Here is a 21702-nt window from a genome sequence, read left to right on the forward strand (position 1 = left end):
AAGATCCTTCGCTCCGCTCAGGATGACAGATGTTGATATAGACTTACAGAATCTCCTTCAGCTCGCTCAGGCAGCTGATTTCGTAGGTAATCTGGTTGAAGTGGCGGCGCTTGGCGGGGTTGAAGTACACCTGGTCTAGGCCGGCGTTGTAAGCGCCCAGCACGTCACACTCCAGGTTGTCGCCAATCATGAGGCTTTCCGGGGCGTTGGCACCGGCGCGCTCCAGCGCATGCTCGAAAATGCGGGTATCGGGCTTGAGGTGGCCACAGCACTCCGACGTTACGATTTCCTCGAAATACTCCGTGAGCCGGGACGCATCGAGCTTAATGTACTGGATGTCGCGGAAGCCGTTGGTGATGAGGTGCAGGCGGTAACCCTTGTCGCGCAGATAATCCAGCACCTCGTAGGTGTACGGAAATACGGCCTTCTTCTGGGGTAGAATATCCGTGAACTGCTCCGAGATGCCCGCCGGCGAGTCTTCCTCCCGCAAACCCATCTGCAAGAACGTGCGCGGGAAACGGGTGGCGCGCAGCTGCTGCTGGTTGATTTTACCGCCCTGGTACAGCCGCCACAGGCCGTGGTTGATATCAGAATACTCCTTGATAAACTTCTCTACCGACACCCCGTGCCGGCCGATGTTGTGCTCCGCAAACAGGTGGCGTAGAGTTTCGTCGGCGTTGGTTTCAAAGTCCCACAGCGTGTGGTCGAGGTCGAAGAAGATGTGCTGGTACGTTTTCATTCAGGATTAAGCAATACTACTAGGTAAACAGCTTCACTTTGAAGGGAAGCCAAGTGGCTGGTTCATCTGCAATGGTGTCTGTGTAAGAAGCAACACGTTGGCAGTCGGCTTCACCAGGAAATAAACCATACTCATTCAATTCTATACTGAACAAGGTGTGATATTCTTCCTCCAGAACGTGGTAGGAAAAAGGCTCATAGCCACCGTAATCGAAGAGGCCCAATAAGTCAAAGCCAATTGTCAGACCGGCTTCAGGCTCGGGAACCCGCTGTTGCAGGAGCGTCGCCAGAGTCGGCCAGTCAGGGCTAGTATGTGGTTCGACTTCAGCATTAGCAGTTGAGCAGTGAGATTCATGTAGAAAAATACCTAACAGCCTCACCTGAGGTAGATCAGATAAAAACTGCTCCTGAAATGCAAGAGCATCTTTCTGTTCGAAGAAAAACCCTGGCGCCCCGTATTTACTCTGTTCGAATAGCGCATTTATGCAGGCATGCAGTTTGGTTAGCTCTGATTCGGCGAGCGAAAAGTTCTTAGGCACCTGCCGTTTGCTGTATTCCCAGCTGAAGCCCCAGTTGCTGGGATAGACATAGCTGATGTACGTGCTTACCGACCATACCCGACTGATGAAAGTATAGCCGTTGACTGTACCACGCTCATGCTTGGGAATAACCAGATAATAACCAGCTGTAAAATACATTTTATGTAATCTGAAGCCGTTCTATAACCCGGCCTTCGCCCAGGTGTTCGTGCACGATGTCGGCGGCGTCTTTGGGCCGGACGTTGCCGTACACGGTGCCTTCGGGATAGACGATGAGGGCGGCGCCGGAGCCTTTCTTGCACTGCTTACACAGGTCGAGGCAGTTGCAGGTTTGCACCCGCACTTTGCGCTTCTCGCCGCCGCTGAGCAGCTTTTTGAGGCCCTGCTTCTTGAGCTCGGTTTTCAGGGCTTTGATGACGTCCTTGCCCACCTCATCCTTCTGGGCAGTGCAAACAAACAGGCGGGTAACAGGCGCAACGGATTTCACTGGCAACAAACAGAAACGAAAAGATAACTATCGAAAGCCCCGGTGAAAAATCAGCGTAAACATCTGCGCCAATCAGTGATTCCCGGTCCAGCGACGGTTTTGCAGCTTATACGCGGCCAGTTCCCGGTTCGACCAGAGCGTCTGGTAAATCTTCTGGTCGTGCAGTAGCTGCGGGTCGCGCTCCATGTAGCCCAGCAGCTGCTGCACAAAGTCCAGGGCTTCGTCTTTGAGATAGTAGAACACCCAGTTGTCGAGGCGCCGGAAGCTGACCAGACCCGCATTTTTGAGCAGGGCCAGCTGGCGCGAGGTTTTGGTCTGGGTGAAATCCAGCACCTGTTCCAGGTCGGAGATGCACATTTCCTGGTTGCGCCAGAGCAGATGCAGAATTCGCACCCGGCTTTCGTCGCCGAAAGCTTTGAATAGTTGCTGGCCGAATGCAACGCTGAAGTGTTTGAGGCGCATCTTTAGACGAAGAAGTAGCAAAAGTGAACCGGAGCCGGCCGGCGCGAATTTACCTCAAACCCGGTAGCGGCCCCCAAAAGTGCCGTATACTTGTAGTCTGTAATACCCTGTATGTCTGTAGTAGTTCGATTTTCTTTGCGGCTGGCCGCTTGTACGCTGGTAATGCTGGCCTGCTGGCTGCTGCCGACTGCCGTCCGGGCCCAGGGCCAGCAGCGCGTGGTGCAGTTCACGGGCATCGTGGCCACCGGCGACTCGCTGCTGGGCGTGCCCGGGGCCACCGTATTTGTGCCCAAGGCTGGCCGCGGCACCGCCACCAACGCCTACGGCTACTTCTCGCTGCCCGTGCTGGCCGGCGACAGTATCATCATCCGCAGTCTGGGCTACCGCAACCAGTACGTGGTGATTCCGCCCAACTACCCGCGCCAGAGCTACTCCGTGATTGTGCAGCTGCGCGAAGACGTGACTGTACTGCCCGAGGTGCGCATCTTCCCCTACGCCACCGAAAAGGCCTTCAAGGAAGCTTTTCTGGCGTTGCGCCTACCCAAGGAGCGGGGTTCCAGCGCCGCTGAAAACCTCAACCAGGATATTCTGCGCCGCATCTTCAACAACGCGCCCGTCACGAGCATGGGCAACTACCGCCAGACCATGCAGATGCAGCAAATGGACCAGCAGCGCCGCATGGGCATGGGCCCTTCGCCCTACACCAACAACCCGCTGCTCAACCCGTTCAGCTGGCTGCAGCTGATCAAGCAGGTGAAAGACGGCGAATTCAAGAAAAAGGAAGGCGTCGATTACTAAGAATGGTTGAAAGCCCGTCATGCAGTGCATGACGGGCTTTCAACCATTCTAGCCTATATTCAGTACAGCCACTGTTTGACCTTCGACTTTGCTATGGATACCAACCTGCCGCGTACTTCCCAACCTCGTATCGTGATTATCGGCTGCGGCTTTGCCGGGCTGCGGCTGGCCAAGGACCTGGCCGATGCGCCCGTGCAGGTGGTGGTGATTGACCGCAACAACTACCACAACTTCCAGCCTCTGCTCTATCAGGTGGCTACCGGGGCGCTGGAAGCCGACAGCATTGCGTATCCGATTCGGAAGATTTTCGCCGGCCAGCCCAATTTCTTCTACCGCATGGCCGACGTACAGCGCGTGGACGCGGCTGCCAATACGCTCACGACCAACATCGGCGATATCCGCTACGACCACCTCATTATTGCCACCGGCTCGGTCACCAATTTCTTCGGTCTGGAAAGCATCGAGCAGAACGCCATGCAGATCAAGAGCGTGCCCAACGCCCTGAACCTGCGCAGCTACCTGTTTCAGAACTTCGAAAAGGCCATCCTTACCGAGGACCCCGCCCGCCGGCAAGCCCTGATGAACGTAGTGGTGGTGGGTGGTGGCCCTACAGGCGTGGAAATCTGCGGCTCGCTGGCCGAAATGCGCAAGGACGTGCTGCCCAAAGATTATCCCGAGCTGGACCTCAAGCAGATGGAAATCTACCTGATAGAAGCCGGTGCGGAAGTGCTGGGGCCGATGTCGAAAGACTCGCAGGTGCAGGCCAAGGGCTATCTGGAGGAAATGGGCATCCATATCCGGCTCAACACCTCCGCCAAGCACTTCGAGGACGGTAAGCTTTATTACTCCGACACCGAGTTTATCCGGACCGAAAACCTGATCTGGGCGGCCGGCGTGAACGGTGCGGCGCTGGAAGGCCTGCCCGAAGCCGCTGTGGCCCGCAACAAGCGCGTGAACGTGGACACGCTGAACCGCGTGCTGGGCTTCCAGAACGTGTACGCCATCGGCGACGTGGCCAATATGGCAACCGACGAAATGCCGCGCGGCTACCCCATGCTGGCGCCCGTGGCCATTCAGCAGGCCGAGCAGCTGGCCGACAACCTGCAGCGCCTGCTGCGCGGCGAAACCCTCAAGCCGTTCAAATACACCAACAAAGGCAGTATGGCCATTGTGGGCCGCAACCGCGCCGTGGTAGACCTGCCCGGCGACAAGCATTTCGGCGGCTTCTTCGGGTGGCTGACTTGGCTGTTTGTGCACCTGATGACGCTGGTGGGCTTCCGCAACAAAGTCGTGACGCTGGTAGGCTGGGGCATCAGCTACTTCAGCTCCGACAAGGCCCTGCGCCTCATCATCCGCCCCTACAAGCGCAACGACTTCAAATCGGACAAGGGCCTGGCCACCGCCATCCACAACGCCGCCACGCCCGAGTACAACCCCTCCGTGCCCGCCCCCAACGCGCCTGTGGTGGGTGGGTAGCGTTTGGGAAACAGTGTTAGGGAAAAAAGAACGGCCCTACCGACACAGCAGGGTCGTTTTTTACTTAGGATGCTGCTTCAAAGCGGCGGGAGAGATACATTCTTAGCAGCAGGATACTGCCCGTTTTCCAGAAAATAGCAATACCGGCGTAAGTCCGTTTCCGCTGCCCCGGCCAGGTAATCCAGATATGCTTGGGCCTGCCCATTGTTGGCCCGTTGCACATCCGGTTGTGACAAGGCTACTATCAATTCCCGACGGTTACTCCACCAGCCCTTACAGGCAGTACAGGTCCAGTGCTCATTGCCGTTGGCGGAGTAGCTGTCGAATACTTCCACCGCCGCCGCATCTAGTACGCGCAGAAATTGCGGGTAATCTAGGGGTTGTCGGAACACAAACTCACAGCCGTATTCGTCAAGCGCCACGTTGTCGGGAGCTTGGCAGATTCCCGTGCCGCAAGTATCCGACTCGCCCGTGTAAAAAGGTCCGGGAAAATTAAACGGGTGCTTGTTCGACCAATGGTTGTGGTAGAGGAATTGCAGGTGCGGGTTATCTGGCTCCCAAGCCGACAGAAACTTCTTTCTGACGAATTCATCAAAATCGGGCCGGTACAGAAACGTGTGAAAGTCGCCGTAGTGCTCTGCCAGGGATTTGGGCTCCTGCGCAATGAGCGCTGCTTTCTGCGCTAAATAGGCCGCGTGTCGTATCCGGAATTGCTGCGCATCCGGATGGTAAATGGAGGCGTGCTCCGGTGAAACCGGCTGGCGAAACAGGGCTTTTAAACGGGAGAAAACGGACATTCAGGTACAATTGCTTGACAACATCAGCAACGACGAGACGCGATGTGTCACGTCTCTACATAGCCGGCTGCAGCGCCGCCAGTAGCTCCCGCACTTGAGCCGTGAGGCGGGCCGGCTCATCAGTGTCCAGCAGGCGGGCATCGAGACCGACGCAGGTGGCCCCGGCGGCTTTCCACTCCTCCAGGCTCTCTACGGTGGGCTGGATGCCGCCCGTGACCATGAGCGGCACCTGCGGCAGCGGGCCACGCAGGATGCGCAGGTATTCCGGCGTGAGGTAGGCCGAGGGAAATACCTTCACCAGCGTCGCGCCGAGGCGGTGGGCCTCGTACACTTCGTTCAGCGTCTGGGCGCCGGGCAGCCAAGCTAGGTCGTAGCTGCGGCACACGGCGGCCACATCGGGGCTGCACACGGGCTGGATGATGAAGTCGGCGCCGGCCTCAATGAAGCGGCCGGCCTCCTCAGCCGTGAAAATGGTGCCCGCCCCCAGCAGCAAATCCGGAAATTCAGCCTCCACGAAACGCTGCAGCCGCTCGAAGATTTCCGGTGCCTGAGGGCCACGGTTGGTGAACTCAAACAGTCGCACGCCCGCCGCGTGGCAGGCCGCCAGCACCCGGCGGGCGTAGTCTTCCTGAGCGTGGTAAAACACCGGAATCAGCGGATGCTGGCGGGCTTGCGTGAGGGCGTGGGCGGCAGTAAAGCGGGGCATAGAGGAAAGTTAACGGATTGTCATCCTGAGCAGAGCGAAGGACCTTATTACGGCAGAACGGCTCATTGGTACGTCAATCGTTGAGGCGTGGTAAGGTCCTTACCTCTGCTCAGGATGACAATCCGCTAATCACAACCCGGTAACTAAATAGCAAACTCCCCGAGGGCGCGGTACACGTCGTACACGTTTTTGTCGCCGCGGAAGGTTTTGCTGATGGGCTCGGTCTGGCCGCGCACCCAGATTTTCAGCTCGGCGTCGAGGTCGAAGTGGCCGGTGGTTTCCATCGAGAACCGCTCGATGCTGCGGTAGGGCAGGCTCAGATATTCGCGCTTCTTGCCGGTTACGCCTTGCTTGTCTACCATGATGAGCCGCTTGGTGGTGAACACCATCAGGTCGCGGATGACGGCGTAGGAGTTGCGCACTGTTTCGCCGGGCGAAAGAAGCTGGCTCAGTTCCAGCTGAACCTGTTGCGCGTCGGTTTCGGAAGCATTGCCCAGCAGGCCGTCGAGAAGTCCCATAGTGGTAGTGAAAAAGTTAGAAATGGAAGATGCAGGTAAGCTATACGAAAAGAGCCGGACTACGCTGTAGACCGGCTCTTTTGTTGTGGCCCGCAGGCGGGTAGTAAGCTTAGTTGGTGCCGCCGCCGGTGCTGCTGCCAGCGGGCTTCTGCTCCATCTTCTGCATTGAAGTCTGTTGCTGCATGGGGTTGGGCTGCGTGCGCTGCTGTTGCTCAAACAGCTCGAAGCGCGAAGGGGCTGCCTGCTGGGGCCAGGCGTTGTTGCTCAGGTCAACGTCGGCGGTTTCCAGGTTGGGGTCCAGCACGAAGCTTACTACGGGCTTCTCAGTGATGAATACCTTGGTTACCTCGGCGTTGTTTTTGCGCCAGATTTCGGCCGGAATCGTCATCTTTTCCTGCTTGCCGTCCTGGTAAGTCATCTGCACGATAACGGGCATCGTGAGGCCGCCCAGGTTCTTCAGGCTCACCTCGTAGAAGTTGAGGCCGGCGTTCAGGCGCTGCTGCTGCTCGGGGCTGAGGCCCTTGGCCATTTGCTGGTAGCGCTGCTTGTCGGCGTCGGTGGTGGCCAGCGGGTCGTAGTTATTGTAGAAGTCCTTCAGCTCAGGCTTCTCGTCCACGAGGGTGCGCTTGATGTCCTGCAGGTTGCGCTGCTGCGACAGAGTCTGGGGCGCTTTGTTGATTGTTTCGCGCTTGCGGGCGTTTTCAATTTCGGGGTTCTTGGAGTCCACCGAGTACCACTTCACGCCCGTGATGGCCAGGTCGGAGGCGTCGGTGGTGTAGAACCAGCCGCGCCAGAACCAGTCGAGGTCGGTGCCGGAGGCGTCTTCCATGGTGCGGAAGAAGTCGGCGGGCGTGGGGTGCTTGTAGGCCCAGCGGCGCGCGTATTCCTTGAAGGCGTAGTCGAACAGCTCGCGGCCCAGAATCGTCTCACGCAGAATGTTGAGGCCGGTAGCGGGCTTGGCGTAGGCGTTCGGCCCAAACTGCAGCACCGACTCCGAGTTGGTCATAATCGGGGTCTGCAGGTTTTTGCCGGTGCGCATGTAGTCCACAATGTTCTTGGGCTCGCCGCGGCGCGACGGGTAGTTTCGCTCCCATTCCTGCTCCGTGAGGTACTGCGTAAACGTATTCAGGCCCTCGTCCATCCAGCTCCACTGCCGCTCATCGGAGTTGATGATCATCGGGAAGAAGTTGTGACCTACCTCATGGATAATCACCGAAATCATCCCGTATTTCCGGTCGGCCGAGTAGGTGCCGTCCTTCTCGGGGCGGCCACCGTTGAAGCACAGCATCGGGTACTCCATGCCGCCCACCGGGCCGTGCACCGAAATAGCCACCGGGTATTCGTAGTCGATGGTGTACTTGGAATACACCTTGATGGTGTGCGCCACCACTTCCGTCGAGTACTTGCCCCACAGCGGGTTGCCCTCCTTGGGGTAGTAGCTCATGCACATTACTGGCTTGCCCTTCTGCATGATGCCCATGGCATCCCAGATGAACTTGCGCGAGCTGGCCCAAGCGAAGTCACGCACGTCTTTGGCGGCGTAGGTCCAGGTTTTGGTGCCTTTGGCGCGGCTGGTTTCGGCCTTTTCGGCTTCCTGCTGGCTCACGATGAGCACCGGCGTTTTGGCGCCTTTGGCTTTTTCGAGGCGCTGGCGCTGGGCGCTGGTCAGCACGTCGTTGGGGTTTTGCAGCACGCCGGTGGCGCCCACCACGTGGTCGGCGGGAGCCGTAATGCTCACGCGGTAGTCGCCGAAGGGCAGGGCGAATTCGCCGTTGCCGAGGAACTGCTTGTGCTGCCAGCCCTGGTTGTCGGAGTACACGGCCATGCGCGGGTAGAACTGCGCAATTTCGTAGAGGTAGTTTTTGTCTTCGGCGAAATACTCGTAGCCGCTGCGCTGGTTGATTTTCAGCTGGTCGCTGATGTTGTAGCTCCACGCAATGCTGAACGTGACGGCCTGCTTGGGCCGCAGCGGCGTGGGCAGGTCCACGCGCATCATGGTGTGGTTGATGACGTAGGGCAGCGCCTTGCCGCCCTTCATCTTCACCTCCGAAATCTTGAACCCGCCCTCAAACTCGCTGCGCTGCAGGTACTCCATCGCCTGGAACGGCATCCGGTCCTGAATCTGGCCCACCTGCGTGGCCGTGGTGATGGAGTTTTTGTCGAGAATATTCTGGTCGAGCTGCACCCACAGGTAGGTCAGCACGTCGGGCGAGAGGTTGGTGTAGGTGATGTCCTCGGAGCCCGTAATGGCCTGCTTCTCATCATCCAGCTTCACCCGGATGTTGTAGTCGGCGCGCTGCTGCCAGTAGTCGGTGCCGGGGGCGCCGGAGGCCGTGCGGTAGGAGTTGGGCGTGGGCAGCAGGGTTTCGAGCTGCGCAAATTTGTCGGTGCCGGAGTTGGTGTTCTGGGCCGCGGCCGGCAGGGCCAGCAGCGCCGCCAGCCCGGCGGCCAGCAGGTAGGGTTTCAGCATAGTAGTCAAGCGCGGAAAAAGCGGAAAGCGAAGAAGGTAAATTTAGGCAAAATCAACGGCAGATTCGGCAAGGACGCTACGGGCGGACCAGTGTTGCATGCAGCATAAGCTTACGCTTGCGCCGGATAGAGAGCGGCTGCCGTAAGCTACAAGCCGTAACATCGGCAGGGTTAGCTGGCCGCTCACGCACGGAACGGCACAAGCTAAAGCCTATGCTACACTCAGCCTACCAGCAGCACCCCCGCAATACCGATGGCAGCACCGCTGACCACCAGCAGCCAGTCGCGGCGCTGCACCCCGAAGCCGCGCAGCAGCAGCAGCCCCAGCAGCAGAATTAGACTCACAATCAGCAGCTGGCCCAGCTCTACGCCCACATTGAAGGCCAGCAGCTCCAGCACCGGCCGGCTCTGCTGGCCCAGCAGCTCGCGCAGGTAGCTGGAAAAGCCCAGGCCATGCACCAGCCCAAACACCATGGCCAGCAGGTTGGGCAGGGCCAGTACCACGGGCTCGGGCCGGCTCACGCGGGCCAGGCGCGGCTCAGTGCGGCGCGCCCGCATCAGGTTCACGACGCAGGTCAGCAGAATGGTTATCGGAATCAGCTTCTCCACCAGGCCGGGGCTGTAGTCCACTACGCGCAGCGTGGCCAGGGCCAGCGTGAGCGAGTGGCCCAGCGTGAAGCTGGTGACCAACGCCAGCACCCGGCGCCAGTCGGCCAGCACGTAGGGGGCACACAGCGCCAGCAGAAACACGAGGTGGTCGTAGGCCCGCAGGTTGAAGATGTGGAAGAACCCAAGCTGCAGGTAAGTCTGAAACAAAGACGCCATGCCGCAAAGCTACACGGGTAGCTGAATATGGGGTGGTTGGGCAGAATGCAGCGCTGCCACCGCTGCTACTGCCTGGTGGCGACGTAGCGACGGTGGCAGGGCGGCAAGTGTGGTTGGGAAGAGCAGACGGGAAGCAGAGCCGGCAAAAAGCCTTGCCTGACACCTCCATTCCCAGCAGTGGGGGAATCCGGGAATGGAGGTGTCGAACGGCGGGCAGGGAAAACCCAGGAATGTTTACTATGTAATGTATCTGATAATTATTTGTAAATATATAAGACAAAATTGAATAGACAATAGATAGCCAATGATATTTTTCCTTGTGGTCAGCAATGGCAAATTCACTTCGGAGGTGAACGAAATTACTTGCCAAAGCTAATGGTAGCTGCAGGCTTGCCGGGCAGCAGCAAAGCCCCATCAACACCTGTGGCTACTGGAAATAACACGCACAAAAAAGCCCTGTCGGCATTGCCGACAGGGCTTTTTGCTACCAGGTATGCCTGGCAGTAAGCTAATGATTACTGCTTGGTGATGCGGCGCACATCGAGGCCGCCCTCGGTGCGGGCGCGCAGGATGTAGACGCCGGCCGGCAGCTGGCGCAAATCCAGCGTGGCGGTCTGCACGCCAGGCTGGCCCGGGAGCGTACGCTCCAGCACCTGCTGGCCCACGGCGTTGTAAACGCGCAATTCCGTGGCCTTGGTGTAGCCGCGCAGCTCCACGCTGACGTTGCCGTCAACAGTAGGGTTGGGGTACACGCTCAGTGCCGAGCCGGCCAGCGGCTTCACGCTGCTGTTGACGAGCAGCGGGGCCGAGGGCAGCGAAGTGCAGCCCGTAGCAGCGTTGGTCACGACTACCGTGTACTGGCCAAACTGGGCCGTGGTGTTCACCACGTACGTCTGGTCGGTAGCACCGGCAATCAGCGTGCCGTTGAGGTACCACTGGTTGCCCGTAGTGCTGGAGCTGGTGAGCGTGGTGGTGGCCCCGTTATAAACCGGCGCCACCGTCGGCTGGGCCGGAAGGGCGTTGATGGTCACGCTGAACGTAGCCGTGGTAGCAGCGCAGGCGCCCGAAGCGGCTACCGTGTTGGTCACGGTATAAGTGCCGGCCGTGCTCGTGGCCAGGTCGATAACGCCGGTAGTGGCGTCAATGGTCAGGCCCGTAGTCGAGCTGAACGTGCCGGCCGTGGCGCCGGCGGCGAGGGCTGGGGCAGCCGTGCCGGTGGCGCCCACGCAGTAGGCGGCGTTGGTGTAGCTGAACGTGGCTACCGGAGCAGCCGTGATGGTCACGCTGAACGTGGCCGTAGTCACAGCGCAGGCGCCGGAAGCGGCTACCGTATTGGTCACGGTATAAGTGCCAGGCGTGCTGGTTGAAGGAGTAATGGCACCCGTGGTGGCATCAATGCTCAGGCCCGTAGTGGAGCTGAACGTGCCAGCCGTGGCGCCGGTGGCCAGCGTGGCGGCTGCCGTGGCCGTCTGCGAGGTACAGAAGCTAGTGGCAGCGTAGCTGAACGTAGCCACTGGCGCGGCCGTAATCGTCACGCTGAACGTGGCCGTGGCGGCGGCACAGCCACCGGCGGCGGCAATGCTGTTGGTCACGACATACGTACCGGGCGTGCTGGTCGAAGGCGTGATGGCACCGGTAGCGGCATCAATGGTCAGGCCCGTGGTGGAGCTGAACGTGCCGGCCGAAGCACCGGCGCCGAATACCGGCGCGGCCGTGGCCGTCTGCGAGGCGCAGAAGCCAGTAGCGTCGTAGCTGAACGTGGCAACGGGAGCCGTGGTAATGGTCACGCTGGCTGTGGCTGAAGACGGGCAGGCGCCGCCTACCGAGTAAGTCACGGTGTAGGTGCCGGGCGTGCTCGAGGACGGCGTGATGGCGCCGGTTGTGGCGTCAATGGTCAGGCCCGTGGTGGAGCTGAATGTGCCACCGGCAGTACCCGTTACGGTAGGCGTGGTGGCGCTGCCGCTCACGCAGAGCGTGGTGCTGGCGTAGCTGAACGTAGCCGTGGTGGCTGGATTCACGGTGACCGTGGTTGCAGCCGAAGTAGTAGTGCAGCCCGCCGCGTTGGTTACTGTCACCGTGTAGCTGCCCGCCGTCGTGGCGGTGTAGGTGGCTGTGGTAGCGCCGCTGATAGTCGTGCCGTCGAGTGCGAACTGGTAGGTCAGGCCCGTACCGGTAGGAGCAGAAAGCACCACCGAGCTGCCTTGGCAGAACGTAGTGGCGCCACTGGCGGTGAGCGTAGCAGTGGGTACGTCGCTGATGGTTACCGTCGTCGTGCTGATGACGGCATCACAGCCGCCGTTAGCAGCTACCGTGTTGGTCACGGTGTAGGTGCCGGGGGTTGAGGTGGAAGGCGTGATGGCTCCGGTCGTGGCGTCCAGCGTCAGGCCTGTGGTCGAGGAGAACGTACCGGCCGTAGCGCCCGTGGCTAAGACAGGCGCAATGGCCGCCGTGTTAGCTGTGCAGTAGTTAGCCGTGCTGGCATAGCTGAAGCCGGCCGTAGCCGGAGCCGTAACAGTGACGGTAGTGGTAGCCGCCACGGCGGCGCAGCCGCCGGTTGCGGCTACTGTGTTGGTCACGGTGTAGGTGCCGGGCGTGCTGGTCGAAGGTGTGATGGCGCCGGTCGTAGCGTCAATGGTCAGGCCTGTGGTGGAGCTGAACGTGCCAGCTGTGGCGCCCGTCGTGAGCGTTGCGGCAGCGGCCGTGGTCTGCGAAGCGCAGAAGCTGGCGGCCGCGTAGCTGAAGCCAGCCGTAGCTGGCGTGGTGATGGTCACCGATGCTGTGCTGCTGCAACTAGCAGAAATCGTGTACGTCACGGCATAAGTGCCGGCCGTGGAGGTCGCCAGGTTAATGGTGCCGGTAGCCGCGTCGAGGCTCAGCCCCGTGGTCGAGCTGAACGTGCCGCCCGTGGTACCCGTTACCGTAGTGGTGGGGTTGGTACCGCTGGCGCAGAAGGAAGTAGCTGCGTAAGCGAAGGCTGCATTGCAAGCCGGAGCGCTGGTGGTAGCCGTAATGGAAAAGTCGTCGATGGCCAAGCCGTCATCGGTGCCAACAGCGTTTGCGTCGACAAAGCGAAGGTAAAACGTGGCGCCCGCGGGAATGGTCAGACCCGTGATGGTGCCCGTAATGGCGGTCCGGTTGGCGTCGTCGTTGCCATCGTAGCCTGCGGCCGTGGTGAGGTTATTAACCGGGCCGGTGAAGTCGAGCGAATTTACGTCCGTGAAAGTGCCCGTGGTGAGCGAAGTGGCGTCGGTGCTGTACTGGAAATCCAAACGGTCCGACGCGTTGCGGGGCGTTGTGTTGCCTCCCAGGCGGTAAACTTCGCCCGTGTAGCCAATTGCCAGGCTGGTAATGGTAGCGCCGGTCGTGTTGGTGAAAGCAAAGCCGAACTGCGGAACCAGCGAACCACTCTGAAGGCTGCCGAAGGCGCGGTCGGTAGTAGCGGAGGCGCCGAAGCCAAAGCTGTAGGTGTCACCCGCGTTGGGGCTAGTGGTAGCCGTAATGGTCGTGGCGGTGTAGGTGCTGTTGGCACCGGTGCCGGTGCCGGCATTGGTTTCTACAAACCCGAAGCCAGTTGGAACGCTGTTGCTGGTACCAGTGATAGCCAGGGTGTTAAAATCCTGGGTGTAGGCGGCGGTGCCCAGGCTGATAGGGGTGAGGGTTGTTGGGGTTTGGACCTGGGCCCAAGTCAGCGAAGGCGTAAGTAGCAGTACCAGAGCCAGCATCAACTGACATGTGCGCGACCAACAAGCAAACAGGTAGCCGTACCCGGCCCCATGTGTTGCGGGTAATTTTAGTTTCATAAAAAAATGGGTAGAGGAGAAAAAAGAAACAAAAAAGTAGACTGTTTCGAAGGGCCCGAAAAAGGCAAAAAAATTCGTAATCTATTGATAAACAAGTGGCAAGCCGCAAATATAATTAAATTAAGTAGCTTGGACAATACGAAGGAAATAGGTGCGAGCACACTATTCCAAACCCCACCAATGTTATATTTTAAATCAGGCCTAGGGGCTTCCAGAAGGCAGATTGTTGGTGGGAAGCAGCCGCTGCGCCCATTGCGGGGGGGGGGGTAATTAAAAAGAACTGGTTCGGGGAGCCCGGCAAAACACGAGGGAAACCAGTTGGTCGGTTATAAGGACATGGTTATGGGACAGGAAGGAAATAAAAATGGCAGCCTGGAATTCTGCTTGCGAGGGCTTCCGCAAACAGGCAATAAAGTGCCAGCGCCTGATGCATAGTGGCGTAGCAATAATAGTTGTGCAAATATGCAGTTTTTCCTGATAGGCCCTAGCGTGGGCCTGAATAAAAACACAGTAAAAGCAACCCGATGATATCCGAAGCCGGCGACTGCGCCTGCCGATAGGTTTCCGGTGCGCCAGCAGAATAGCCGCTTTTCATGGGCTGGTCTGCTGAAAACGTCATTTCGGGGCTCTGGCGCTTGTGATGCCAGCCGGCTACCTGGGTACCGGAACCGCCAGGAGCAACCGCCCGCAATAGTTTCTGCGTGGAATAGGATTTCAGTGCGGCCGGCTTGGTATCTTGCGGCACATTTTCAGGTTTAATATCCTTGCATTTATGCTATTTCGAGTGTTGAGCATCAGCGCGCTACTGCTGCCCTGCCTGGCGAAGGCCCAGGCCCCTGTCAACCTGCCTTCCGAGACGTTTAAGCAGCAACTGCGCAACCAGTACCTGCGCAACGATACTGCCCAGGCCATCATCAGCCTGTACAGCAAGCGCCAGGCTGGCGGGGCCAGCTGGATGGCGGGCGGCGCGCTTAGCGGACTTCGGCTGGCAACTGCTGGCGGCCGCGAAATCTCCAGTGGCCCCGGCTACACGATTTCCCAGGAGGCGCCTTCGGCCGGCGTGGTGCTGCTGGCGACGCTGCCGTTTCTGGGCTATGGCCTGGGCAAGCTGCTACACTACGGCAACGCCAACTTGGCCGCGCAACTGACGGCCTACGGGGCCGGGCAGCCCTTGCCGCGCAGCCTGCGGCGCAAGCTCAAGCCACGCTTCTTCAGCACGCCCATTATCCAGTACACGCCGGTACCGGCCACGCCCGCTAAATAACTGCTATGCGTACTTTTTTTCTGTTGCTGATTTTGCTGCTGGCTGGTACGCTGGGGTATGCCCAGCAAGGCCCCGCCGCTGCACCTGTAGCCAGTGCGCCAGTTACCGTGGCCCCCGCCGCCGCCGCGCCGGCCGATTCCGGCGCGGTACTGCTGTTCAACGGCTGGTACCTGCCCCGCTATGCCCCCAAAGCCACCGAGGCCGACACTACCGGGGCCCTGCTGAGCTTGTTTCGGAAGCGCCGCTACGCCGGCTGGCTCTACACGCTGCCCTTCATTGCGGGCATGACACTGGCCCTGCCTATTTCCTCCACCGACCGCTACGGCCAGACCACTGTAGCCGACGAAGCCATTTCGCCGCCGCTGGGCTTTACGATAGTGGGCGGCACGGTAGTAGGCTTCATTATGCATGCCAGCAAGTTCAACAAAGCCCACCTGGAGGCCGTGGACAAAGCCTACGTCGCCGGCCAGCCCATTCCGGCCAAATACCGCAGCCAGCTCAACGCCAGCCATTTCAACGAAGCCGCCTACCTGCGCGAGGCCCTGCGGCAGCAGATGGAGCGCGAGCAGCTGCAGCGCGCGGCCGCCGGCGCTACCCGCTAAAGCCAAAGCAGCCGCTCTGAACGCGGCGCGCGGCCGCGTAAAGGCGAAAACTTGTTGCGGCCGGTACCGGTTACCGACCACAGCTCAGCGGTACCGTTCTGGGTAAAAGACGGTGCGGCCGCCTGTTGGCAGAGCCTGCTTACCCGCCCGGGCCTGATTTCTCCGTAGAGTAGTATCTTCCCGTATGAATATAGCAGTCGTAGTTGCGCAACTCGTCATTGCCCTTTCGGTGGTTATTGTTTGGGTGTTTCGGTTTGATAACATCGTAAAGGAATTCAAGCAGTACGGACTGCCTGACCTAGTGCGCACGATGGTAGGAGCCGCCAAAATAGCGCTGGCCACGCTACTGGTAGCGGGCATCTGGTATCCGGGCCTGGTGCTGGTGCCGGCCCTGCTGATGGCCTTTCTGATGCTGTGCGCCCAGCTGGCCCACATCAAAGTGCGCAACCCCTGGCACAAGTATGTGCCGTCGTTGCTGCTGCTACTCCTGTCGCTGTTCGTGGCCGCCGCTCACGCGGGCCTCATTGCCAACTAAGCCTGATGACCACTATCCTGATCTGGCTTTCGGCCCTGTCGTTTCTGTTTTACGGCATCAGCTACTTCACCTCGCAAAAGCTTAAAGACGAATTCAAGCGCTACGGCCTGGCCAAGTTCGGTCCGCTGACGGCCGTGCTGGAAATCCTGGGGGGGCTGGGGCTGCTGGTGGGCCTCCAGGTTCCGCTGATTCTGTCGGTGGCGTCCGGCGGCCTGGCTGTGCTCATGCTGCTGGGCTTCGGCGTCCGGATGAAAATAAAGGATGGTTTCTGGCTGTCTCTGCCCTCGTTCCTGTTCATGCTGCTGAACGCGTACATCTTCTACGTATCGTTGCAGGCGTACTAACGGGCATATTCAGGCGGAGCGCAGGACCTGTGCCCGGTAGACAGCTAACACACAAAAAGCCCCGCCGGCATAACGCCGGCGGGGCTTTTTACTTACTCCAATCTACTTACGCTACAGCGGGCATTTCCACATTGTTGAAGCGGATGCCGCCGTCTTCCAGCACGGCTTCCACCACCGCGTCTTTGCTTACGCGGCCCGAGAGGATATCTTTCGATAGCTCGTTGAGCACCAGGCGCTGGATGACGCGCTTGAGGGGCCGGGCCCCAAAGGTGGGGTCGAAGCCCTGTTCGCCCAGGAAGTCCAGCACCTCCGAAGTGGCTTCCAGGCGGATGCCGGCTTCGGTGAGGCGCTGCTGAATCTGGCGGAACTGGATGTCCACGATTTTGCGGATTTCCTTGCGCTTGAGGGGCTGGAACATCACGATTTCGTCAATCCGGTTCAGGAACTCGGGGCGCATGTGCTGCCTGAGGCGCTCGACTACTTCGTCGCGGGTGCGGTCCACTACTTCGTCGTGGTTGTACTCGTTCAGCTCCTTGAAATTGTGCTGAATGATATCGGCCCCCGTGTTCGAGGTCATGATGATGATGGTGTTCTTGAAGTTCGCCACCCGACCTTTGTTGTCGGTGAGGCGGCCGTCGTCGAGCACCTGCAGCAGGATGTTGAACACGTCGGGGTGGGCCTTCTCGATTTCATCGAGCAGCACCACCGAGTAGGGCTTGCGGCGCACGGCCTCGGTCAGCTGGCCGCCTTCGTCGTAGCCCACGTAGCCGGGAGGCGCCCCAATCAGGCGCGACACGGCGTGGCGCTCCTGAAACTCGCTCATGTCGATGCGCACCATAGCGTTTTCATCGTTGAACAGGTACTCGGCCAGGGCCTTGGCCAGCTCGGTTTTGCCCACGCCGGTAGTGCCCAGGAAAATAAACGAGCCGATGGGCCGCTTGGGGTCCTGCAGCCCGGCCCGGGAGCGGCGTACGGCATCGGAAATAGCCATAATGGCCTCCGATTGGCCGGCCACGCGCTTGCCCAGCTCGGCCTCCAGGTTCAGCAGCTTCTCGCGGTCCGACTGCAGCATCTTGCTCACCGGAATGCCGGTCCACTTGGCCACCACGTCGGCAATGTCCTCTTGGGTCACCACTTCCTGCAGCATCGAGCCGCCTTCCTTGCCTTTGTCGGCTTCGGCCAGGGCCTGCAGCTCCTTCAGCTTGGCTTCGGCTTCCTGAATCTTGCCGTAGCGCAGCTCGGCCACGCGGCCGTAGTCGCCCTGGCGCTCGGCCTGGTCGGCTTCCAGCTTGTAGCGCTCAATATTCTCCTTCTCGGTCTGGATGCTGGTGAGGGCTGATTTCTCGTTTTCCCACTGGGCCTTCAGGTCGTCGCGCCGGGCCGAGAGGTCGGCAATGTCCTTGTTGAGCACGGCTTCCCGGTCATGGTTTTCCTCGCGGCGGATGGCTTCGCGCTCAATTTCCAACTGCATAATGCGGCGCTGCACCTCATCCAGCTCCACAGGCATGGAGTTCAACTCGATGCGTAGCTTGGCGGCGGCCTCGTCCATCAGGTCAATGGCCTTATCGGGCAGGAACCGGTCAGTGATGTAGCGCGAGCTCAGTTCCACGGCGGCAATAACGGCGTCGTCGGTAATCCGCACGCCGTGGTGCAGCTCGTACTTCTCCTTGATGCCGCGCATGATGCTGATGGCGTCTTCCACGGTGGGCTCGTCCACCATCACGGCCTGGAAACGGCGCTCCAGGGCCTTGTCCTTCTCAATGTACTTCTGGTACTCCTTGAGCGTGGTGGCCCCGATGGCGTGCAGCTCGCCGCGGGCCAGGGCCGGCTTGAGCAGGTTGGCCGCGTCCATGGCGCCCTCGCCACCCGCGCCGGCCCCAATAAGCGTGTGCATCTCGTCAATGAACAGGATAATCTGCCCATCCGAGTCGGTTACTTCCTTAATGACGGCCTTGAGGCGCTCCTCAAACTCGCCCTTGTACTTGGCCCCGGCAATGAGCAGGCCCATATCCAGGCTCATAATCACCTTGTCGCGCAGGTTTTCGGGCACGTCGCCGGCCACGATGCGCTGGGCCAGGCCCTCCACAATGGCGGTTTTGCCCACGCCCGGCTCGCCCAGTAGCACCGGGTTGTTCTTGGTGCGCCGGCTCAGAATCTGAAGCACCCGGCGGATTTCCTCGTCGCGGCCAATCACGGGGTCCATCTTGCCGAGGCGGACCTGCTCGTTGAGGTTGCGGGCGTAGCGGTTGAGGCTCTGGTACTGGTCCTCGGCCGACTGCGACGTGACCTTGCGGCCCCCGCGCAGCTCCAGAATGGCCGCTTTCAGGTCTTTCTCGTTGAAGCCGGCATCCTTCATCAGAGTGGCTGTCGCGTCTTTGCCACTCAGCAGCCCCAGCAGCAGGTGCTCCACCGACACGTACTCGTCCTGGAACTCCTTGAGGTAGCCGGTGGCGCGCTGCAGGGCGGCGGCGGTTTCGTTGGCGAGGTAGGGCGAGCCCCCGCTCACCTTGGGGTAGGCGGCCACCAGGGCATCGAGGCGGGGCGTGAGGATGTTGAGGTTGGCCCCCAGCTTCTTGGCCACAAACGACAGCACGTTCTCGTCGCTCTGGAACAGGCCCTTCAGCAAGTGGCCGGTTTCAATGGCCTGTTGCTGGTTGGCGCCGGCAATTTCGGTGGCCTTCTGCACGGCCTCCTGCGCCTTGATGGTATAGTTATTAAAGTTCATGGCTTGCTTTCGTCGTAGGGTGAGACTTCGCAATGGAAGGTTCTACGAGGGGACTAGCAAACGGGGTGCGAGGATGGTTTTGCTGACTTTTTGGCTGTAAAATTGTTTTTTGCTATAATTTAATATGACAAAATTTCATTAGTGCTTTGCGTACAATACATGCCTAACTTCATCACATAGGGATTCAAGCTGTTCATAAAGCTTGTAGATGTTGATGTTTTTTCCAGCTAATTCAAAATAGTAATTGTCTGACCTACTTCCTCCTGCGCTCATAAAAGGGAAAGATAACATAGCTACAGAAGGTGAATTTTTTTCATGCTGTAATCTTCCTTTTCCTATCGAATATTCTTCCCAGTGAGCAATAATATCGCGGATAGTTTTGAACGGAAAATCCTTTTTAAGATCCTCGATTTTCGCAATTAAATCAGAATCTTCAAACTCTATCGCAACTTCCTCACAAACTGTTGCCAGCTCTGCTATTCCAAGAAACAACAACCAATACTCTTCTAATCCCGGTTTTAAGCTTCTAGAGATATTACTTAGCTCCAGATGTGAATCTGTGTCTTCAAAATCATGGCTTATCTGAATGTCATCCCACTTAAAGGATTCTGAAATATTATCTAAACAATACCGAAGGTTTTTCAGCGATGGTATGTATGCTTTAAATACAAAGCGTAGTAAGCCGATATTATGCTTGTTTTTCATATATTGATAAATGAATGATTAGATGATAATGCTCGGCCTCCACGACATACCGCAGGTTTTTACGGGTCCGAAACGTGTAATAGTGCGTGCAAACCAAAGGGCCATCTTTATGGGATGGCCCTTTGCGGTAATGAAACGGGTAGCCTTCACCTAACTCGCGCTCAGATGGCATACTTGTAAGCATTACGACGCAACCGAATCAAATCCTCTTCACTGAGCGTGTCAAACTTGAATTGCTTGGCATATTCGCGGGCCTGGGCCAGCCGCTGCTCTTTGGTGAGCTTGGTTGGTTCTGTGGGCGTTGGCTTGTTGTCGGTGGTTCCCATAATGCAGCAGGGTTAAGTAGCTGTAATACCGCGAAGATACGGCAAAAGGTTCAGCTGGCGGCGCTGTATGGCTAGCTCCGGAGCCTCCAAACCTACCGGATTCCAGGATGGAGCCCAACCGCTTTTCCGCAACCTGGTTGGCTACTCCGCCAACTCGCCCAATTCCCGCAGCCAGTCGAAAATCAGCTGGTCCACGGCCGATACCTGGGGGCGGTGGCGGTAGCTGAGCCAGACGATTTCCTCGATTTCGGCGGCGGGCTGCAGCTGGCCGGTGTAGGTGGCGGCGTAGAGCGTCATCTGCACCAGCACGTCGGGGGCGTGGCCGTGGGCGGGGGCCGTGAACACGCCGCGCAACTGCAGGCTGGCCGGGTCCAGCGTCACGGTCAGCTCCTCCCGGATTTCGCGCAGCAGCGTGTCAGCGTCGGTTTCGCCCGGCTCGCGCTTGCCGCCGGGCAGGTAATAGGCGTCTTTGCCGCGGCTGCGGGTGCTGAGGATGCGGCCGTCGTGCAGGTGCAGCCAGGCAATCTTGTCGATGAGGGGCATGGGGCGGGAAAGTAGCCGTGAGCTGCGCGGAAAATCAGGCGCGCTGCGGCAGGCGCTGCAACAGGCCCTGGTAGAGCCGGTCTACGTCGGGCTTGCGGAACAGCTCGGTGCCGGGGTTCATGGTGGCCGCCGAGCCGCAGGCCACGCCCAGGCGAGCGGTTTCGGGCAGGCTCAGGCCGGTGCTGAGGCCGTACACTAGGCCGGCCACCATACTGTCGCCGGCGCCCACGGTGCTGCGCTTTTTCACGGCGGGAGCCGGCACGTGGTCTACGGCGTCCTTCGTAACCACGCAGGCGCCCTGCGGCCCCAGCGACACCACCACTATTTCGGCCTGGCCCTCGCGCACCAGCTGCTGGGCGGCGGCCGCTACGGCGTCGTCGTCGAGCTCCTCCACGCCGGTCATCTTGCTCAGCTCGCCCACGTTGGGCTTGATCAGGTACACGCCTTCCTGCAGGATGCGCTGCAAAGCCGGGCCGGAGGTATCGGCAACGATGCGGGTGCCGGCCTGCTTGGCCCAGCGGGCTATTTCGGCCAGAAACTCCGGCTCCACGCCGGGCGGCAGACTGCCGCTGATAACCAGAAACCCGGGCACCTCGGGCAGGTTCCGCAGGGCCGCCAGCACCTGCTGCTGCTCGGTGGCGGTCAGCTCGGTGCCGGGCATACCAAAGCGGTACTGCTGGCCGCTGGAAGCATCTACCACGATGAAATTTTCGCGGGTGCGGCTGGCTGTTTCCACGGCCAGCTGCTGCACCTGCTCCTGCGCCAGCAGCTCCTGCAGCAGCTGCCCGGTGGGCCCGCCGGCCGGAAATACCGCCACCGAATCGGCGCCCAACCGCCGCAGGGCCCGGCTCACGTTGATGCCGCCGCCGCCGGGCTCGAACCTAGGCGCGGCGCAGCGCAGCTTCTGGTCGGGGATGATGTGGTCGGCGGTGGTGCTTTTATCGACGGTTGGGTTCAGGGTAAGCGTGACGATACGGGCCATACATGCAAAGTAGCTGCGGCGCCGGAATGAGGGCCGCAAGAGAAAAATATGAAATAAGAAC

At 59.6% G+C, this 21702-nt stretch carries 21 protein-coding genes; 6 read left to right on the plus strand and 15 right to left on the minus strand.

The window, feature by feature from the left end; translation table 11 throughout:
* Positions 1–43 precede the first annotated feature (43 nt).
* The 4 genes from O3303_RS18235 to O3303_RS18250 form a co-directional block, all read right to left on the minus strand.
* The gene (locus O3303_RS18235; protein ID WP_269559798.1) at positions 44–739 is read right to left on the minus strand and encodes a YjjG family noncanonical pyrimidine nucleotidase; all 696 of its coding nucleotides are present in this window, start codon (positions 737–739) and stop codon (positions 44–46) included.
* Between the two features lie 19 nt (positions 740–758).
* Positions 759–1436: a hypothetical protein gene (locus O3303_RS18240; protein ID WP_269559799.1), complete on the minus strand. Its 678-nt coding sequence runs from the start codon at positions 1434–1436 to the stop codon at positions 759–761.
* Between the two features lies 1 nt (position 1437).
* Positions 1438–1764, minus strand: a complete 327-nt coding sequence (locus O3303_RS18245) for a (2Fe-2S) ferredoxin domain-containing protein (RefSeq protein WP_269559800.1) — start codon at positions 1762–1764, stop codon at positions 1438–1440.
* 72 nt (positions 1765–1836) lie between these two features.
* A complete protein-coding gene (locus tag O3303_RS18250) occupies positions 1837–2226 on the minus strand; it encodes an ArsR/SmtB family transcription factor (protein WP_269559801.1) in 390 nt (129 codons plus the stop codon).
* 111 nt (positions 2227–2337) lie between these two features.
* Here O3303_RS18250 and O3303_RS18255 point away from each other — a divergent pair, with 111 nt between their 5' ends.
* Positions 2338–3024, plus strand: coding sequence for a carboxypeptidase-like regulatory domain-containing protein (locus tag O3303_RS18255; protein ID WP_269559802.1), 687 nt, complete (start codon positions 2338–2340; stop codon positions 3022–3024).
* 93 nt (positions 3025–3117) lie between these two features.
* Positions 3118–4500: an NAD(P)/FAD-dependent oxidoreductase gene (locus O3303_RS18260; protein WP_269559803.1), complete on the plus strand. Its 1383-nt coding sequence runs from the start codon at positions 3118–3120 to the stop codon at positions 4498–4500.
* Between the two features lie 77 nt (positions 4501–4577).
* Here O3303_RS18260 and O3303_RS18265 read toward each other — a convergent pair whose 3' ends face one another.
* From O3303_RS18265 to O3303_RS18290, 6 genes are all read right to left on the minus strand, one after another.
* Positions 4578–5297 (minus strand): hypothetical protein, encoded by a 720-nt coding sequence (locus tag O3303_RS18265; RefSeq protein ID WP_269559804.1) that lies wholly within the window; start codon positions 5295–5297, stop codon positions 4578–4580.
* A gap of 55 nt (positions 5298–5352) precedes the next feature.
* Positions 5353–6003 carry a beta/alpha barrel domain-containing protein gene (locus O3303_RS18270; RefSeq protein WP_269559805.1) on the minus strand — a complete coding sequence of 217 codons (651 nt, stop codon included), beginning with the start codon at positions 6001–6003 and terminating at the stop codon, positions 5353–5355.
* 143 nt (positions 6004–6146) lie between these two features.
* Positions 6147–6521, minus strand: a complete 375-nt coding sequence (locus tag O3303_RS18275) for a PH domain-containing protein (protein ID WP_269559806.1) — start codon at positions 6519–6521, stop codon at positions 6147–6149.
* A 109-nt stretch (positions 6522–6630) separates the two neighbouring features.
* Complete coding sequence (locus tag O3303_RS18280; protein WP_269559807.1) at positions 6631–8991, minus strand: M1 family metallopeptidase; 2361 nt, start codon at positions 8989–8991, stop codon at positions 6631–6633.
* 221 nt (positions 8992–9212) lie between these two features.
* Entirely contained in the window at positions 9213–9815 is a 603-nt protein-coding gene (locus O3303_RS18285; protein ID WP_269559808.1) for a HupE/UreJ family protein, read from the minus strand.
* A gap of 515 nt (positions 9816–10330) precedes the next feature.
* Positions 10331–13537 carry a T9SS type A sorting domain-containing protein gene (locus O3303_RS18290; RefSeq protein WP_269559809.1) on the minus strand — a complete coding sequence of 1069 codons (3207 nt, stop codon included), beginning with the start codon at positions 13535–13537 and terminating at the stop codon, positions 10331–10333.
* An 850-nt stretch (positions 13538–14387) separates the two neighbouring features.
* Here O3303_RS18290 and O3303_RS18295 point away from each other — a divergent pair.
* The 4 genes from O3303_RS18295 (at position 14388) to O3303_RS18310 (ending at position 16360) form a co-directional block, all read left to right on the plus strand.
* On the plus strand, positions 14388–14879 hold the full coding sequence (locus O3303_RS18295) for a hypothetical protein (protein ID WP_269559810.1): 492 nt from the start codon (positions 14388–14390) through the stop codon (positions 14877–14879).
* Between the two features lie 5 nt (positions 14880–14884).
* The gene (locus O3303_RS18300) at positions 14885–15481 is read left to right on the plus strand and encodes a hypothetical protein (protein ID WP_269559811.1); all 597 of its coding nucleotides are present in this window, start codon (positions 14885–14887) and stop codon (positions 15479–15481) included.
* Positions 15482–15665: 184 nt separating this feature from the next.
* A complete protein-coding gene (locus O3303_RS18305) occupies positions 15666–16016 on the plus strand; it encodes a DoxX family protein (protein WP_269559812.1) in 351 nt (116 codons plus the stop codon).
* 5 nt (positions 16017–16021) lie between these two features.
* Positions 16022–16360, plus strand: a complete 339-nt coding sequence (locus O3303_RS18310; protein ID WP_269559813.1) for a DoxX family protein — start codon at positions 16022–16024, stop codon at positions 16358–16360.
* Positions 16361–16466: 106 nt separating this feature from the next.
* Here O3303_RS18310 and clpB read toward each other — a convergent pair whose 3' ends face one another.
* The 5 genes from clpB to O3303_RS18335 all read right to left on the minus strand — a co-directional run bounded on the left by clpB (position 16467) and on the right by O3303_RS18335 (position 21641).
* Positions 16467–19085, minus strand: coding sequence for an ATP-dependent chaperone ClpB (gene clpB / locus O3303_RS18315; RefSeq protein WP_269559814.1), 2619 nt, complete (start codon positions 19083–19085; stop codon positions 16467–16469).
* A 138-nt stretch (positions 19086–19223) separates the two neighbouring features.
* Positions 19224–19790 carry a hypothetical protein gene (locus O3303_RS18320; protein WP_269559815.1) on the minus strand — a complete coding sequence of 189 codons (567 nt, stop codon included), beginning with the start codon at positions 19788–19790 and terminating at the stop codon, positions 19224–19226.
* 161 nt (positions 19791–19951) lie between these two features.
* Complete coding sequence (locus tag O3303_RS18325) at positions 19952–20116, minus strand: hypothetical protein (protein WP_156109023.1); 165 nt, start codon at positions 20114–20116, stop codon at positions 19952–19954.
* A 141-nt stretch (positions 20117–20257) separates the two neighbouring features.
* The gene (locus O3303_RS18330) at positions 20258–20659 is read right to left on the minus strand and encodes an NUDIX hydrolase (protein ID WP_269559816.1); all 402 of its coding nucleotides are present in this window, start codon (positions 20657–20659) and stop codon (positions 20258–20260) included.
* 34 nt (positions 20660–20693) lie between these two features.
* Complete coding sequence (locus tag O3303_RS18335) at positions 20694–21641, minus strand: 1-phosphofructokinase family hexose kinase (RefSeq protein ID WP_269559817.1); 948 nt, start codon at positions 21639–21641, stop codon at positions 20694–20696.
* Positions 21642–21702: the final 61 nt, after the last annotated feature.

The organism is Hymenobacter canadensis (genome assembly GCF_027359925.1).
GTDB lineage: Bacteria > Bacteroidota > Bacteroidia > Cytophagales > Hymenobacteraceae > Hymenobacter > Hymenobacter canadensis.